This window comes from Acinetobacter sp. P1332 (assembly GCF_044057475.1).
In the GTDB taxonomy this organism is placed as follows: domain Bacteria; phylum Pseudomonadota; class Gammaproteobacteria; order Pseudomonadales; family Moraxellaceae; genus Acinetobacter; species Acinetobacter johnsonii.
Genome location: NZ_CP171157.1, coordinates 1,723,869 through 1,741,345 on the forward strand (window position 1 = coordinate 1,723,869; position 17,477 = coordinate 1,741,345).

At 37.2% G+C, this 17,477-nt stretch carries 16 protein-coding genes; 2 read left to right on the plus strand and 14 right to left on the minus strand.

Annotated elements, in window-relative coordinates:
• The first annotated feature begins 20 nt into the window (after nt 1-20).
• Nucleotides 21-287 carry a metal/formaldehyde-sensitive transcriptional repressor gene (locus tag ACFN7Z_RS08470; RefSeq protein WP_005399450.1) on the plus strand — a complete coding sequence of 89 codons (267 nt, stop codon included), beginning with the start codon at nt 21-23 and terminating at the stop codon, nt 285-287.
• A 53-nt stretch (nt 288-340) separates the two neighbouring features.
• Here ACFN7Z_RS08470 and ACFN7Z_RS08475 read toward each other — a convergent pair whose 3' ends face one another.
• The 10 genes from ACFN7Z_RS08475 to ACFN7Z_RS08520 all read right to left on the minus strand — a co-directional run bounded on the left by ACFN7Z_RS08475 (nt 341) and on the right by ACFN7Z_RS08520 (nt 10,461).
• Complete coding sequence (locus tag ACFN7Z_RS08475) at nt 341-466, minus strand: YHYH domain-containing protein (RefSeq protein ID WP_101598941.1); 126 nt, start codon at nt 464-466, stop codon at nt 341-343.
• A 78-nt stretch (nt 467-544) separates the two neighbouring features.
• Entirely contained in the window at nt 545-973 is a 429-nt protein-coding gene (locus ACFN7Z_RS08480) for a YqaA family protein (protein ID WP_005399451.1), read from the minus strand.
• Nucleotides 974-2,281, minus strand: coding sequence for an MFS transporter (locus ACFN7Z_RS08485; protein ID WP_005399452.1), 1,308 nt, complete (start codon nt 2,279-2,281; stop codon nt 974-976).
• A gap of 84 nt (nt 2,282-2,365) precedes the next feature.
• Entirely contained in the window at nt 2,366-3,016 is a 651-nt protein-coding gene (locus tag ACFN7Z_RS08490; RefSeq protein WP_005399453.1) for a hypothetical protein, read from the minus strand.
• Between the two features lie 11 nt (nt 3,017-3,027).
• On the minus strand, nt 3,028-3,741 hold the full coding sequence (locus ACFN7Z_RS08495; RefSeq protein ID WP_039889605.1) for a HupE/UreJ family protein: 714 nt from the start codon (nt 3,739-3,741) through the stop codon (nt 3,028-3,030).
• A gap of 5 nt (nt 3,742-3,746) precedes the next feature.
• Nucleotides 3,747-4,118, minus strand: coding sequence for a hypothetical protein (locus ACFN7Z_RS08500; RefSeq protein ID WP_005399455.1), 372 nt, complete (start codon nt 4,116-4,118; stop codon nt 3,747-3,749).
• 11 nt (nt 4,119-4,129) lie between these two features.
• Nucleotides 4,130-7,261, minus strand: coding sequence for an efflux RND transporter permease subunit (locus tag ACFN7Z_RS08505; RefSeq protein ID WP_005399456.1), 3,132 nt, complete (start codon nt 7,259-7,261; stop codon nt 4,130-4,132).
• Nucleotides 7,262-7,273: 12 nt separating this feature from the next.
• Nucleotides 7,274-8,752, minus strand: a complete 1,479-nt coding sequence (locus tag ACFN7Z_RS08510) for an efflux RND transporter periplasmic adaptor subunit (RefSeq protein ID WP_058952519.1) — start codon at nt 8,750-8,752, stop codon at nt 7,274-7,276.
• A 12-nt stretch (nt 8,753-8,764) separates the two neighbouring features.
• Nucleotides 8,765-9,964: a TolC family protein gene (locus tag ACFN7Z_RS08515; RefSeq protein WP_005399458.1), complete on the minus strand. Its 1,200-nt coding sequence runs from the start codon at nt 9,962-9,964 to the stop codon at nt 8,765-8,767.
• A gap of 47 nt (nt 9,965-10,011) precedes the next feature.
• Entirely contained in the window at nt 10,012-10,461 is a 450-nt protein-coding gene (locus tag ACFN7Z_RS08520) for a hypothetical protein (RefSeq protein ID WP_039889607.1), read from the minus strand.
• Between the two features lie 329 nt (nt 10,462-10,790).
• Between ACFN7Z_RS08520 and ACFN7Z_RS08525 the strand changes: the two genes are divergently transcribed.
• The gene (locus ACFN7Z_RS08525; RefSeq protein WP_039889608.1) at nt 10,791-12,314 is read left to right on the plus strand and encodes a TerC family protein; all 1,524 of its coding nucleotides are present in this window, start codon (nt 10,791-10,793) and stop codon (nt 12,312-12,314) included.
• Nucleotides 12,315-12,650: 336 nt separating this feature from the next.
• On the opposite strand, the gene ACFN7Z_RS08530 is transcribed toward ACFN7Z_RS08525, so the two are convergent.
• From ACFN7Z_RS08530 to ACFN7Z_RS08545, 4 genes are all read right to left on the minus strand, one after another.
• Nucleotides 12,651-15,317, minus strand: coding sequence for an excinuclease ABC subunit UvrA (locus tag ACFN7Z_RS08530; protein WP_004979617.1), 2,667 nt, complete (start codon nt 15,315-15,317; stop codon nt 12,651-12,653).
• 42 nt (nt 15,318-15,359) lie between these two features.
• Nucleotides 15,360-15,518: a hypothetical protein gene (locus tag ACFN7Z_RS08535; RefSeq protein WP_004979619.1), complete on the minus strand. Its 159-nt coding sequence runs from the start codon at nt 15,516-15,518 to the stop codon at nt 15,360-15,362.
• Nucleotides 15,519-15,611: 93 nt separating this feature from the next.
• Nucleotides 15,612-16,589 carry an MDR family oxidoreductase gene (locus ACFN7Z_RS08540; RefSeq protein ID WP_004647831.1) on the minus strand — a complete coding sequence of 326 codons (978 nt, stop codon included), beginning with the start codon at nt 16,587-16,589 and terminating at the stop codon, nt 15,612-15,614.
• A gap of 83 nt (nt 16,590-16,672) precedes the next feature.
• Entirely contained in the window at nt 16,673-17,317 is a 645-nt protein-coding gene (locus ACFN7Z_RS08545; RefSeq protein ID WP_058951987.1) for a TetR/AcrR family transcriptional regulator, read from the minus strand.
• Nucleotides 17,318-17,477 lie beyond the last annotated feature (160 nt).

A 17,477-nucleotide genomic window follows, 5' to 3' on the forward strand; every position in this document is an offset into this window, starting at 1 on the left:
ATTTTTTATGAGTAAAAGCTATGTCTCACTTAAATCAAAACAAAAAAATCATGAACCGTATAAAACGGATACAAGGTCAAACCAATGCCATAGAGCAGAACTTATTATCTGAAAATATTTCTTGTATCGAAGTTCTACAACAAATTGCCGCCGTAAAAGGAGCAATAACAGGTTTAATGAATGAACTAATTGAGCTTCATCTTAGAGAGCATGTACTTAGTGATTTAGAAAAAATAAATGAAGAAGATTTGAATGACTTCTTAGCCCTAATTAAACGTTATACATAAAAAAGAGCACAGTTTGTTATATCACTTAAAAACTGTGCTCAACTCACTCTTTGTTAATGACAGTGATGATCACCTGTTTTGCTATTGGTATGGCAACCCTGTGAATTTGTACCGCCTGAATGGGCATTTACATTTGTCACTGTAAGTATCAATAAAGAAAAAAATAAAATTTTGCTCATAACACCCTCTTTAAATTAATATTCAAGATATAAAGAAGTTAAACTGTACATTATTTAAACAAAATGTTCAAAATTTACTTAAAAAATACCAAGATAAAGCAAATAAATAAAAATATATCTTAATAATTTTGCACAAATAACAATTGATAAAAATTTAATGAACTTCTCTTTTAATACACCACTGACTAAGGTAATAGGATCGCCAATGATCGGAACCCAACTTAGAAATAATATTGCTGATCCGTATTGCATATATAAATTTTGGGCTCGTAGTAATTTGCTTTCTGAAATAGGAAACCACTTTTTATTCTTTAAAAGTTCCAGTTTCATACCAAACCACCAATTTAGACAAGAACCAAGGACATTTCCCACTGTAGCTACTAGGATGAGTAAAACAATAGAATATTCACCGAGTACCAATAATCCTGCTAGAACAGATTCAGACTGTAAAGGAAGTAGCGTAGCCGCTCCAAAGGCACTCAAAAACAAGAATAGATAAGCAATCATCTATTTAGGCCATTTCTGATGATATTCATCAATCACATATTCATGTTCATGCCTTTTACCATGCTTGTGATTCACTAAGTGCTCATGATCCGCAGGTAAATCATCATGTGAATGAACTAAAATCAAGTCATCCTGTTTTGGCCAAATGAAAAAAGCAAAAGACATTGCGATTAAAGCTATGATTGCCATAGGGACAAAAGTAAATAATGTTCCCACATTAGTACTTAACCATCCTACCAATGGATAAGTAATCAGCCAACAAGCATGAGAAAATGCAAATTGGGCAGCGAACAATGAAGTCCTATTTTCACTCGATGCAGATTTACGAATTAAACGACCTGTAGGCGTTTGTGATACAGAATATCCTGTCCCTAAAATAAACCACAAAACTAAAAGCCCTCTATAAGAAGATATTAAATATCCGCAGAACAGGCCAGCTACCAAAATTGCCGTACCAGTTAACATGACAGAGCGATCATTTAACTTTTCTAAGACTATAGGCAATATGAAGGCTGCCAACATTGAACCCAAACCAAATAAACCAAATGCCCATGTCGTCGCTTTTTCCGTCAAGCCAAAGGTCGTTTGAACAAGAACGACTGTATTTACGATAACGACTGCACTGGCTGATGCAATTGCCAGATTTAGTGCCAAAAGTGCTTTTAGACGCGGTGTATTAAAATAAATTTTTGTCCCTTGCTTTATACGGCTGTAGATACCTTTAAACTCAGGTACTTTAGCAATAGGTAGTTTTGCACTGACAACAAATAGAGCTGAGCCAATAAATCCAATTACTGTTCCTAAAAACAAATTGTGATAGCTAATATAGGTCAGAAGAAATCCAGCCAACATTGGGCTAATGATATTTTCTAAATCATAGGCTAAACGTGAAAGTGACAACGCATTTGTATATTCTTTTTCTTCAGGCAATACGTCAGGAATCATGGCTTGAAATGTTGGTGTAAAGGCAGCAGATGCAGATTGTAAAATAAAAATTAAGACATAAATTTGCCAAATCTGAGTGACAAAAGGCAGACATAATGCTGTTAAAGCACGAATGATATCTAAAACTACTAAAACTTTTTTACGTGGTAGTCGTTCCGCAAATGCTGAAGCAATAGGTGCAACACCAATATATGCAATCATTTTGATTGCCAGCGCTATCCCAAGTACCTGAGCTGCTTCACCCTTGGCAATATCATATGCCTGCAAAGCTAACGCAATCGTAATGAGTCCCGTACCAATCAAAGCAATGACTTGAGCTAAGAACAAATGCCTATATGTTGTATTTTTTAATACTTCTAGCATTTTAGGGACTCCTTTATTTAGAACCTAATTGTTATGCAGAACAGGTTCCAAATGAGGTCTAAACCTCATCTGGAATTTTAAAAATTAAAAGACTTTTTTCATTTCACTAAATTGACCTTCTACATTTAGAGTCACAGTGATTGTATTTTCAGTACGATTGCGCCAGAACCAGCCATGCTTACCATCGAATGCAGCAGTTAATGTTCCCTGTTGAGCGGTTTCATTTTTCCCTTTACCATAGCCATGATAGAAACCTTTTGGTGCATTTACAGCATCACCATGTGTGTCGTAGTTTAAGCCACCACCTGAAGACTTCCAATCAAAGGCTACACTCGCATCTTTAGGCATACTTAGCTTCACTTCCGTTGCCTGATTTGGTTTTAACTCAAGTGAAATTGTTTCTTTGGCAATTGGAGGCATCGGCATTTTTGAAGATGAACCCAATGGTAATGCACTACTTAAATTTTCAGTTTCCTGTTTAACTTGATTTGGAATTGAAGCCACTTGAGCTTCTCCTATCCCATTTTCTGATTCTTCCGCTAAGGATTGTTTGATCTCACCCATTTTGCTTAATCCAAGTACTTTACCAATCCCTGTAGGGTCAATCGCATACTCAGCAGGCATCACACAGGTCACTAAAACAACGATAGCACTTACAGCTGCAATAGCCGTTGATTTAAGTAGTTTTTTTGAAGATGGTAGTTCAACATCTTTTGGAATTTCAGCGTTATACATAATTTAGATCCTTATTGAATAATGAAGCCGGTAAGTTGATAGCCAACAAGTAAAAAACCAAAGAACATTAAAAAGACATTACTTTGATATGCTGTTTTGAAGAAATAAGGCGTTTTTCTCCACATCGTCATCAGCAATAAAATGATAGCTAATGCCATGAATTGCCCTAATTCGACACCAATGTTGAATGAGATCAAATTCGCAAGCAGACCATCATCTGGCACTTCATATTCTTGAATTTTCACAGCTAAACCAAAACCATGAATCAAACCAAAAATCAGTGTGGCAATTTTTGTATTGGGCTGAAAACCGAACCAACGTTGATAAGCACCTAAATTATCTAAAGCTTTATAAACAATAGAAAAACCAATGATTGCATCAATAATGTAGGCATTCATTGAAATGTTGTAATACACACCTATGAGCATGGTAATTGAATGACCAATGGCAAATAAGCTGACATATAAACCAATATCTTTCATACGGTATAAGAAGAAAATAATACCAACGAGAAATAATAAATGGTCATATCCAGTGACCATGTGTTTGGCCCCCAAATAAATGAATGGAATCACATGGACACCATAAATTTCTTGAATATAGCCCTTATCACCTTCTGCTACGCCATGTGCAAAAAGTGCAGGACTAACAAGTAATATACTTAGAGCAATAAAGAGCTTTAAGTAGTTTTTTAACTTCACAAAATGTGAATCAATAATTTGCATATAAATCAAACTCCAAAATAAATAATGAATTGAGAACTCATTGAAGTTTTTGGTGGTTTGAAAATACGGCTTGCCATTAAAAAAATATAATTTTTAGTTCGGTCAAAAATCCGAATACTTAACAGAAGTAAAATGACTGCAATTGCTTTGATAGCTTCATAGCCAACAAAATGTTCATAAAGATTATCTTGATGACTATGTGAATACTGCTGATTTACTTCATGATGGTGAGAGTGAATTGCATCCACATAGTCATGCTCTTGAAGACTTATTTCAGTCACATGCTCATTAAAATGCAGGCATAGTGCAAGACTGATGATGCAGGCTAGCCACACCCTCAAAAATTTAAACTTTTTATCTCGCATCATGCTAGTCATCAAAAGTTCTTCTAGGCTTCTTGCTGTTCAGCAAAATCTTCTGATTTCTTTCGACGTTTTTGGTTAAACCAAATATAAAGTGTCGGCAAGATAATCAAAGTCAGCAACGTAGAGGAAATGATTCCACCAATCACCACGGTTGCAATAGGTCGTTGTACTTCAGAACCAATCCCGACATTAAATGCCATTGGAATGAAACCTAAAGAGGCAACCAATGCTGTGATGAGTACAGGTCTAAGTCGTTCTAGTGCACCATGCTTTACTGCTTCAACAAGCTCTTCTCCTTGGCTTGTTAAGCGCTGAATCGCAGATACAAGGACTAAGCCATTCAATACAGCTACACCTGATAGTGCAATAAAGCCAACCGTAGCAGATATTGAAAATGGTATGTCTCTCAAAGCTAATGCGATTACACCGCCTGTTAAAGCAAAAGGAACGCCTGTAAATACCAACACACTATTTCTAAAATTACCGAGTGCCATATAGATCATGGCAAAAATTAGAATCAAAGCAATTGGAACTACAATTAAGAGCCTATTTGTAGCAGACTCCATTTGCTCAAATGTACCGCCCCAAGTGAGCCAATAGCCTTCAGGTAATTGAAATTCGGAATCTAACTTTGACTGAGCTTCCGCGATGTAACTTCCAATATCTGTACCGCGTACATTCGCTGTGATTACAATTCGACGTTTACCATTCTCACGAGAAATCTGGTTTGGACCTTGAATATTCTTCAACTCAATTAATTCTGACATCAGTACACTTGAGCCATCAGGTAAGTTGAAAGGAATTTGATAGATTTTTTCTAAGTCAGTAACTGAGTTTTGATCCATACGAACCACAATATCGAACTTACGGTCACCCTCAAAAACCTTACCTGCTGTTTGTCCTGTAATAAGGCTTGAAACCTGCTCCTGTACATCTTCAGCGTCTAAACCGTAGTTGGCGATCATGTCTTTTTTGAGTTCAACGGATACCATGGGTAAACCAGACATCTGTTCAACTTTCAAATCAGCCGTGCCATTTACCCCTTCCAACACATCCGAAACACGATTACCTAATTCCAATAGCTGCTCTAAATCATCCCCATAGATTTTGACCGCAACATCAGTACGAACACCTGAAATAAGCTCATTGAAACGCATTTGAATTGGCTGAGTAAACTCGTAGTTATTTCCATACACACCTTTAGAAACACGCTCAATTTCAGCAACGACAGCAGATTTTTCCTTATCAGGATTCGGCCATTCGTTACGCGGTTTTAACATGATGAAGTTATCTGCCACATTAGGTGGAACAGGGTCGGTTGCAATTTCCGCAGTACCTACTTTGGCAAAGATGGTTTGAACTTCAGGAATCTTTTTAATTTCTTTCTCAAGTGCATATTGCATTTCTATTGCTTGAGTCAGAGATGTACCCGGAATACGAAGAGCATGTAGTGCAACATCACCTTCATCCAAGGATGGGATAAATTCAGAGCCTAAACGTGTTGAAAGGCTTGCACTAAATACAAAAAACACCGCAACAAATACAACTAATAAGTAGCGATGATTAAGCGACCAATCTAAAACTGGGTTATAAAGCTTTTTAATAAAATGAATAATTTTAGATTCTTCATCTTTGATTTTACCTGCGGTAACTAGAGCAACCATTGCTGGTACAAATGTTACCGACAGGATCATTGCTGCAACCAATGCCATCACCACTGTTGCAGCCATAGGGGTAAACATTTTGCCTTCAACACCTGTTAAGGTCATTACTGGCAAATACACCAAAATAATAATAAGTTGACCATACAGAATGGCTTTTCTTGATTCTTTAGTCGCTTCAAAAACAGTCGTAAAACGCTCTTGTCTCGTCAGTATTCGTCCCAGCTGTTTTTGCTTCATAGCTAATTTAGCAAGTGAAGCTTCCACAATAACAACCGCACCATCAACAATAATCCCGAAGTCTAAAGCCCCCAAGCTCATCAAGTTTGCACTGATTTTCTGATTCACCATACCTGTAATGGTCATGAGCATAGATAAAGGAATAACCATCGCTGTAATAAGCGCAGCACGGAAATGCCCAAGAAAAACAAACAAAACAACAATGACAAGAATGGCCCCTTCTAGTAAATTCTTTTTCACTGTTTCAATGGTGGCATCAACCAATGTAGTACGGTTATACACAGCTTTCGCTTCAACGCCTTCAGGTAGAGACTTTTGAACTTGCTGTAATTTTTGATCTACTGCATGTGCAACATTTCGAGAGTTTTCACCAATCAACATAAAGGCTGTACCAAGAACAATTTCCTGACCATCCTTGGTTGCTGCTCCTGTACGCAGCTCGTGACCTATTGAAATTTTAGCAACATCTTTAAGTCGTAAAATATAACCACTACTTGTGGTGATCGGAATATTCTGAATTTGCTCAATAGAGCTAATTTGAGAATCAGAACGAATTAAATACTGTTCGCCATTCTTCTCAATATAACCTGAACCTTTATTCATGCTGTTCTTTGAAATGGCATCCAAAACATCTTGTTGATCTAGTCCAATGCTGCGCAAGTAAGCATAGTCAGGCTGTACAACAAACTGCTTTAAATATCCACCAATTGTATTGATTTCATTTACACCTTCAACATTCCGCAACTGGGGCTTAATGACCCAATCTTGTAATGTCCGGAGATCAGTCGGTGAAAGTGGGTTCTGATTATTTTTCGCATTTTCCACCGTGTACATAAAGATTTCGCCAAGACCTGTAGAAACAGGTCCCATTGAAGTCGATATTCCACTCGGAAGGTTTGGAGTAACACCTTGAAGTTTCTCATTGACAATTTGACGAGCAAAATAAATGTCCGTGCCTTCCTTGAAAATAGCTGTGACCTGAGACAAACCATATCTTGATACAGAACGTGTGTAGTCTAGATTTGGAATCCCTGCCAAAGCCGTTTCAATTGGGTAAGTGACCTGTGACTCCATCTCCAGTGGAGATAGACCCTGTGCTTCACTGTTAATTTGAACTTGTACGTTAGTAATGTCGGGTACAGCATCGATGGGCAGTTTAAAATAGTTATAAACGCCAAATGCTCCGACAAATAAGAAGATGATGAGTACCAGCCAACGATTCTTAATCGAGAGTTTTACAATTTGATCAAACATAATCGCTACCCCTTAGTGATCATGAGTAGCGCCAGATTTACCTAGCTCTGCTTTCAGTAAATATGAGTTACCTGCTGCATAAACTTGTCCTGCTTTCAGGCCAGATTTAACCTCAACGTAACCATTAAATTTATCGCCTAACTCTAGAGGACGTGCTTCAAAGTCATTACCCACTCGAATAAATACGACATCCCAATCACGGAAGGTCTGTAAGGCATCTTCACGGACAACCATCTGCTTCATCGTTTGCTTTTCAAATATTTGAGCCGTAATTAACTGCCCTGAGCGCCATTTGAATTGGTTCGAGATTTCAATAAAGACTTGTGCAGTTCGTGTTTTCGGATCAATCACATCACTGATGTATTTGATACGCCCTAAAGCTTCCTCTGTGCCTGTTTGAGTTTGAGGCTTAACAGTTACTTTATTGTCTGGATTGATCTCATTTAGTTTGTCAGCAGGAACATTGACTATGGCTAACAACTGTGAGGTATTGGCTATTTTGAATAGCGGTGATGCAGGAGTAACATTGGAACCAACAGCACCAAGTACCTGTAGAATCGTACCCGACATTGCCGCTCTGACTTCAATCGTACCATTACCAGAACCACCATATGAACGGATTAAGCTGTTCAGCTCATTGGCACGAATTTGCGCATCTTCAAACTCGCGTTGAGCGTTAATATAATCAATTTCAGGTGAAACTCTTTTTTGGAATAATGTACGTTCTTGTTCCATCTTTTTGCGAGAAAATTGCAATGTATCCATCGCTATAGAACGCTCAGCATTTAAACGGATGAGGTCTTGGCTTTGTACTGTCGCTAAAAGATCACCTTGACTCACTTTGTCACCAATCGTGCTATACGTTTTAACTAAAGTCCCACTCGCTTTTGGTGTGATAAAACTTTCAAAATTATCAGGGAACTTAAGCTCACCTTTGAGTTCCAGTGCATTTTCAAACATCATTGGTTCAACTTTAAGAAGTTCCAAACCACTGCTTTTGATACTGCTATCAAGCATGGTGACACGGCCTTCTTTGGTATCCCACTTCCAACTATGTTTTTTACCTTGATAATCAACATTAATGACCATCAAGAATGAATGTGGTTCATAAACAATTTCATTACCAATTAGGTAATCACTTTCAGGCTTAAAAGTAATAGTTTGTTCTGCATCTAAACGCTTAATAAAGATATTGGCATTAATTTCATTTGGTTTTAATGGTTTATCTTTGAAATAGCCATACACTCGTAAGTGTGGCTCAACTCCTTCTTCAAAGATTTTTACTTCGGCTGAAAAATCGCCATCACGATATAAACGCCCCCCATGTGGACCTTTCTCATCACCAGCGACTGCAACTTTCTCTTCAGTCGCTTCCCCATGTGCTGATGAAGTTTGTGATTTATTGCTTGTTTTATACCAAGCCAATGCACACAGTACGATCAGTAAAGCTATTGCACCTGTAGCCACAATTTTATTTGTTGGTTTGTTCATCATCATTCACCCTTATTCTTGATTTAAATTGGTTACATAATTTCGTTCAACTTCTGCAATTTGATTTTGCAAAGCCAACCACAAATCAAAACGGGCAAGATGTTTATCCAACCATATCTGTTTAATGCTGTTAAATTCCAACAATGAAATTTTCCCTGCTTGATAAGCCATTTCAGCGATACGTAAACTTTCTTTGGTCGCAGGTAAAACGGTTTGATCAAATTGTTTAATTGAATCAATCAAGTTAGAGATTTCTATAGCTTTATTTTCTAGATCAATTTTAGAATTACGCGTGATCAATTCAGAAAGTGCTTCAGCATTTGTTTGTTCTGCTTGGGCAAGTGCAATGTTTCCCTTATTACGGTTGAAAACCGATAATGGAATAGAGGTTGATACCAAAAATACTTTATCACTGGTTTCTTGATAGTTACGTACACCCACCCCAAATGTGATGTCTGGTACAGCCTCTTTTTTCGCGAGATCAAATTGCGTTTGGGCTAATTGCTTTTTAATCGATGCTTCTTGCTCAGATAAACTGACTCTATCTGAAAAATTAATACTCAAAGGAACTTCAATTGCAGCTTCAGGAAGTGCAGTGACAAATTTTCCACAGAGATTTTTTTGGAATTGAACTTTTTTAAGTTCATTTTGGTGACGTAATTTAGCCTCAGAGGATAAAGCTGAACTCAGTTGCACATCTGATGGAATCACCCGTCCAAATTTTAATTTCTCATTTAATACATTCGCTTGGCGTGCATTCAATTTACTTTCAGTGGAATAAATCTCTGCACGTTTTGACGCTATATACCAATTTGACATACATAAACGTAAATCGGCTTTTAGTTCAGCTTGGCGTTTAACAATTTCAAATTGATTACTATTGCCCTGAAAACCCGCCAATTGTTTACGTAAAGCAAGTTTATTATTGAGAGGAATGTCCTGCGATAGACCAATCATTGTTGTTGGTCCATCTAGTTGTTTCAAATCCGAATTACCAAGATTATCTAATTCAACATTAAACGTTGGATTAGACAATCTACCTGCATATTTTTGATTAATTTCATATGCTTGCTGAGACTTTTGTAAACTCTTCAAAATTGAATCGTTTAAAATTACCTGTTGTTGTAGCTGTGCGTAATTAGATTCTGCAAATAATTGAGTCGCTGTTGCTACTAAACCACAGGCAAGGAATATCTGATATTTTTTAGACATGACTTTACCTATACAAAAAAATGGAAATTATTTTTTGTATAGGTGAATCAATTTCTTAGAACAATTAGATCTTTTGTAAATGTATAGGAATTAAATAAATAGAATATTCTTTTCCTAAAATCGTATACACGAATTGGCCTTTCAAATAGCCCCAGAAAAAGTAATATAAGAGGAAAAATAAAACTTAAAATAAATATGGGATCAATCGTAAAGTGATTCTCGGCTTGATCTGGTTTTATTGAATGATGAAACTGTGGTTCATCATAGCTTTTCCAATTATGATTTTTAGTATCGTCTATAGACGATTTTTGGTCATCTTCATGATGAACCAAAGACCATTGACTTGAATCTTCAGCTTCAACAAAAATATTCAATTCATGATGATGATCAATATTTTTAGCAAAAACTGGCGCCCACGTATAAATCCCCGTCGTTGTTATAGCAAACAAAAACAGGACAAATACGAGAATAAGTTTTGATAACTTATTGGCTAGCATATGATCGAATCACTTAATGATTAGCGAAAGAATACTGAATCGAGTTTCAAATGTAAATCTTTGACTGATTAATTTCAGTAAAACAACAATTGATTATACAAAGTGAAAGCATTTTTTACTTTGCCTAATAGCTTGACCTGCTTCTTACTCAGAACACATTTTTACTTCTATACACATTTTAGATTACTTATAAAAATTTAAACTCTAAACTTAAAGATCATGCATAATAATTTTAGATAAATTGAACAGGTTAATTTTATGGACCCTTCGCCGAGTATCAACTCAAGAAAAAGCAAAATTCCTAATAGACTCATTAGAGGTACAAACTGATGGAGTTTTTGTTAGACCCTGGAATTTGGATTGGCTTATTAACGCTGATCGTTCTAGAAATTGTTCTTGGTATTGATAATCTGGTCTTTATTGCTATTTTGGCCGATAAGCTTCCTCCAGAGCAACGTGATAAAGCCCGTGTAATAGGACTTTCCCTTGCACTCTTAATGCGATTAGGCTTGTTATTTGCAATTTCTTGGTTAGTCACTTTAACAAAACCTCTGATTACAATCTTTGATTGGACATTCTCCGGACGTGATTTAATTCTTTTACTTGGTGGTTTATTCCTGCTTTATAAAGCAGTCAGTGAGCTGCATGAAAGGATGGAAGGCCATACTGAAGTTCAAGTGACTACGAATGTTGTGTATGCAAGCTTCACAGCAGTTGTTGCACAAATCGTAGTATTGGATGCGGTTTTCTCTCTTGATTCTGTTATTACTGCGATTGGGATGGTTGATAATATTTATGTGATGATGGTAGCTATGATTGTAGCTATGGTTGTTATGTTAGTTGCTTCTAAACCTTTGACTCGTTTTGTAAATCGTCATCCAACAGTAATCATCCTTTGTTTAAGTTTCTTACTCTTAATTGGTATCAGTTTGATAGCAGAAGGCTTTGGTTTCCATATTCCTAAGGGCTATATTTATGCAGGTATTGGTGTCGCGATCTTAATTGAAGCGTTTAATCAGTTCTCTCAGCGTAATGCTAGAAAGCACGAATCCAAAATTCCATTACGCCATCGTACTGCAGACTCAATTTTAAGAATGATGGGTGGAAAAATGGAAACTATCTCAGATAGTGCCCATCATGCTGAAGCCCAAGAAGCATTTGCGGATGAAGAGCGTTACATGATTGGTGGTGTATTAACACTGGCTGAACGATCTGTAGCAACGATTATGACTCCTCGCAGTCAAATCTCTTGGATAAATATTAATGAAACACCTGAGAAGATTCGTGAGCAGATACTGTCTGTTCCACACAGTTTGTTCCCAGTGTGTCGAGGTAGCTTAGATAAGGTCTTGAGTGTAGTTCGTGCTAAAGAAATATTAGAAGTACTAGATGATGAAGAACAACTTAAAACGCTTCTTAAACGCTATCGTCCAATTTTCATTTTTGAAAAAATGAAAGTTATTAATGCAATTAATACTCTAAGAACATCTAAAGGCTCATTAGTCTTAGTTAATGATGAGTTTGGGAACATACAAGGCTTAATTTCCCCTTTGGATGTGTTTGAAGCAATTGCAGGTGAGTTCCCTGATGCTGATGAACAACTTGATTTAATCGAACTGGACGATAACAGATGGAAAGCATCTGGCATGCTTGATTTGTATCAACTTGAGCTTGTATCCGGATTAGATCTAGTTGAAGAAGATGCTAGCTATATCAGTGTTGCAGGACTGATTCTTGATAAATGTAATGGTGTGGTAGAAGTTGGTTCAACTCTAGATTATCAAGGAGCACACTTTGAAGTCACAGAGCTAGAAGCCAATCATATTAAAACAGTCATAATCACTATCAAGTGATCAAAGTAAAAAGCCCTCATAGATTTATGGGGGCTTTTACATTAAAGCTATTCGTTGGTTAATAACGTGATTTCAGCAGGTGTATAACCACGCTCATAAAGGATGCTGCAAATGGCTGCTCTAAGATTTTGGCAGCTAGATTTTTGAATTTTTTTGAGTAAGTCCAAATCACTATAACTACTTAAGTTATATTTCATCTCAAGAACTTTTGAATTTGGTGTTGAATAAAAGGAATGTAAGAACTTACGTATTCGGGGGCGCATATAGAGCACAAAAAAATATCTGATTGATTTTACAGGATTTTAATTTAAGTCTTTATTCTACTCACTCGCAATATCAACGTTTAGTATCACGACTCACTAACTCATTAACTAAATATGGAGCAGTACGGCTATCTTGATTTTCTGTTATTTGTTTTGGTGTTCCTGCCACAACAATATTCCCACCAGCATTTCCAGCACCTGGTCCCACATCAATCACCCAATCTGCTTGTGCAACGGCACGCATATCATGCTCAATCATAACCACGGTATTACCCGCATCGACTAATCGCTGCAATTGAACTAACAATCGATCTACATCTGATGGATGCAAACCTGTAGTTGGCTCATCAAGTATATACAGTGTATTTCCACGCTGATTGCGTTGCAGCTCGGTCGCCAATTTAATACGTTGCGCTTCTCCACCAGATAGTTCAGTCGCTGGTTGCCCTAAACGTAAATAACCAAGGCCAATTTCCTTTAATAATTGTAGTGAACGAGCAATCGAGACCTCTCCATCAAAAAAATCACGTGCTTCATTGACGGTCATTCCTAATACTTCAGCAATATTACGTCCATTCCAGCGAATTTTCAGAGTGTCATCATTATATCGAGCACCATGACATGTCGGACAAGGGGCATATACACTTGGCATAAACAATAATTCTACACTGACAAAGCCTTCACCTTCACAAGTTTCACATCGCCCTTTAGCCACATTAAACGAAAAACGTCCAGCATCATAATGAGCTTGGCGAGCTTCAGGAGTCCCAGCAAATAACTTTCTAACATGATCAAATAAACCCGTATAAGTTGCCAGATTAGAACGTGGAGTACGGCCAATTGGTTTTTGATCAACCTGTACCAGACGCTGTATAGCCTCCACATCACCAGCCAGAGAACCCTGTGTAACCTCGGTAACCAACATTCCTTCATTTAAAGGATTATTTTCATTATTGTTTTCAGTTTCAGATTCATTGCCTAAATATGAAAGTACTAACTCGGGTAAAGCTTGAGAAACGAGACTAGATTTACCTGAACCTGAAATACCTGTAACTGCTGTAAGTACACCAAGAGGTATACGAGCATCAATATTATGCAGGTTATGTCGGTAAATATTGTTAAGTTCAAGCCAACCAGAGGGTGTACGTCCATAACTTTGAGTAACTGGGATTTTATTAAATAAATAACTTGCAGTACGTGAAGCTGAAATCTCACTTAAACCCTGAGGTACTCCACTATATAAAATATTACCACCTTGCTCTCCTGCATCTGGTCCAACATCCACTAACCATTGAGCACGACGCATGAGCTCTAAATCATGCTCTACAACAAATACGGAGTTTCCAGCGTCTCTTAATTTATCGAGAGAATCATATAATGACTGACTATCTGAAGGATGTAATCCAGCAGACGGTTCATCCAGTACATAAACTACACCAAATAGCATAGAACTTAATTGTGTTGCTAAACGCAAACGTTGTAACTCTCCCGCTGAAAGAGTCGGTGTGGCTCTATCTAATGTTAGATAACCAAGACCTAACTGGCGTAATTGATTTAAACGCCCCACCACACCATTTGCTAAACGCTGGGCAGCAATTTTCTTTTCATCTGAAAGTGCTGACGTACGTCTTACATCTGGAGATACAGAATGCACAGCTCTACCTGTTGTTGCTCGTTCAGATCTATCAAGTTGGGTTACTTTATTATTAGTCTTTTCTCCAGCATCATGAGCGTCGAAATTGCCAAGAACAATGGGCTCAAGCAGGCAAGTTAACTTATCCAAAGAAAGTTGCATAAACTCACCAATATCTACTCCAGCAAAGGTAATAGATAAGGCTTCTGGTTTAAGGCGTTTACCATGACAGGAAGGGCATATTTTTCCTTCCATAAAACGTGAAACACGTTTTTTCATCAACGTACTTTGGGTATTAGCAAAAGTATGAAGGACATAGCGACGAGCACCAGTGAAAGTGCCCATATAGCTGGGTTCTAGTTTACGTTTAAGTGCAGATTGAGTCTCAGCGGGGCTTAAACCAGCATAGACAGGAACTGTTGGGGTTTCTTCAGTAAATAAAATCCAGTCTCTATCCGATTGCGGTAAATCTTTCCATGGTCGATCAACATCATACCCTAGGGTTACTAGGATATCGCGTAAGTTTTGCCCGTGCCAAGCAGGTGGCCATGATGCGATAGCTCTCTCACGAATACTGAGTGTTGGGTCAGGAACCATTGTCGATTCTGTAACTTCATAAATGTGACCTAAACCATGACAGGTAGGACAAGCACCTTGAGGAGTGTTCGGTGAAAAGTCCTCGGCATATAACATTGGCTGATCGGCAGGATATGCACCAGCACGCGAATAAATCATTCGCACGAGACTTGATAAAGTTGTTACACTTCCAACAGAAGAACGGGTATTACTTGCACCACGTTGTTGTTGCAATGCTACTGCTGGTGGTAGACCATCAATAGCATCAACATCTGGTACTCCGGCCTGATCTATTAAGCGTCTTGCATAAGGTGCAACAGATTCGAAATATCTTCTTTGTGCTTCAGCAAAAATAGTTCCAAAAGCAAGTGATGATTTTCCTGAACCCGATACACCTGAGAAAACAACAAGTGCATTTCTTGGGATAGAAACATCTACATCCTTAAGGTTATGCTCACGTGCACCTCGAACTTCAATACAATTATTAGATAAAGTAATGTTATTGTGTTCACCAAAAGAATGTATTTTCATGTTTCTACGAGCCTGTAAATTATTTTGTGTGAGTCTCATTTTTTATAAATGATCTTTTAATCGATCATCGAACTGAATCGTAAAACAATTCATTGCTAAACTAATACATTTAAATATGGCTGTCATTTGGTTTAAATCTTCAGGAGTTTTTAAACCTTTAGCTAATTCAGCTGTCATACTTTTGATTGTAGCTTCATCCATGTGAAGTACCTCTTTTTATTATCCTCAGTAGGATAAATGAAAATTAAGTACTTACACAAAATTTAGAACAGTCCCACAACTCATTTTGTTGAACTATATCTGTACAACAACTCTACCTCGAATTTTTCCATCTAAAATTTCATTTGAAATATTTAAAGCATCTGTTAACTGAATTTCAGTAGTTACTGTTTCTAATTTTGTTTGATCTAATTCTGTAGCCAAACGTTCCCATGCTTCTTTTCTTAATTCGATTGGTGCCATCACGCTATCAATTCCATATAAGGTAATCCCTCTTAGAATAAATGGAGCAACTGTTGCTGGAAAATCCATTCCGCCTGCCAAACCACACGCAGCAACTGCACCACGATATTTTGTACTAGCACATGCATTGGCTAAAGTATGGCTTCCAACAGTATCAATTACGCCAGCCCAAACTTCTTTGTTTAATGGCTTTCCTGGGGAAGATAATTCAATACGATCAATAATTTCACTCGCTCCTAGATAGGTTAAATATTCTGACTCTTGAGGTCGACCAGTTGAAGCTGTAATCTCATAACCAAGATGATTCAAAATAATAATGGCAATACTACCTACTCCACCATTTGCACCTGTCACTAAAATTTTTCCATCACTTGGTTTAATACCATGCTTTTGTAAAGCCATGACACACAACATTGCGGTATAACCTGCTGTACCAATAACCATCGTATCTTTAAAAGAAAAAGCAGAAGGTTTTTGTATGAGCCAATCACCAGAAACAGTGACTTGCTCGGCTAGCCCTCCAAAATACTTTTCACCCACTCCCCAACCATTCAGTAGAACTTCATCTCTTTCTTTCCATGCTGGATGTTTTGATTCAATCACAACACCCGAAAAATCGATGCCTGGGGTCAAAGGAAAACTACGCACCACTGGTGAACGCCCAGTAATGGCTAAAGCATCTTTATAATTGAGTGTTGAATATTTGACTTCGACTCTAACCTCTCCTTCTTGTAAAGGCTTTGATGCAATCTCAGTAATTTGTGATGTGTAACCTGCTTCATCTTTAGTAATTACAATACCTTTGTACATAGAACTTCCTCTCTATTTAATTAGACTGCTTATCTAGAATTAATTAAAAAAATAAATACAGACGTCTGCATTTATTTTTTTAATTAACTTTTTACGTGATTTTGTTGTTTTACAGCTAAAGTAAACAAGCGATAAAATGCATCTAAGGGACTTGTTGATTTGACCAAACGTGCTCTTAGAACTGCACCTTCCCACCCAATCCAAAACTGATAAGCAGCTTCATCGCAATCAGCTAGGCTATATTGTGAATTTGCCTGATGTAGGCAATCAGAAACTAATTTCTCCCATACCTTAAAGATACTTTCGATTCGGGCAATGATTTCTTGTGGCAAATACGACACTTCTTGTCCTAAGTTACCTAAAATACAACCTCGTTTAAAATCATATTTTTGCATTTTTTCACCCGCATCTTTTACAAAATTTTGCAGCTTTTCTAGTGGGGAAAGATCAGTTTGACTTAAAAACTTATTCAATCGCTTCACAAAATAAAGCTCATAAACATCTAAGACTTCTAAAATAAAAGCCTCTTTATTTACAAAATAATGGTAGAAAGACCCTTTAGGAACTTGGACAGATTTCATGAGATCGTCCAAGCTCATAGCATTCATTCCACGTTCGGTCAGTAACTCGATACCTCGGCGGATTAAAACTTCTTTAGTGTCTGCATAGTTACAACCGTGTTTGGTTGGTCGACCACGTGGTCTTTTGGGTAAAGAAGAATAATTCATATAATGAAAATAGACTATGTGACTAGAAATATCAACAATAAGATTATTTGATTGAAAATTTTATCTAAACGGCATCTATTTCTTTGCTGGGAGAACTTAGCCTTTTATATAAATGTACTTAAAAATTCTACGAGTTCATGAACTCATTTTTAATAAATTC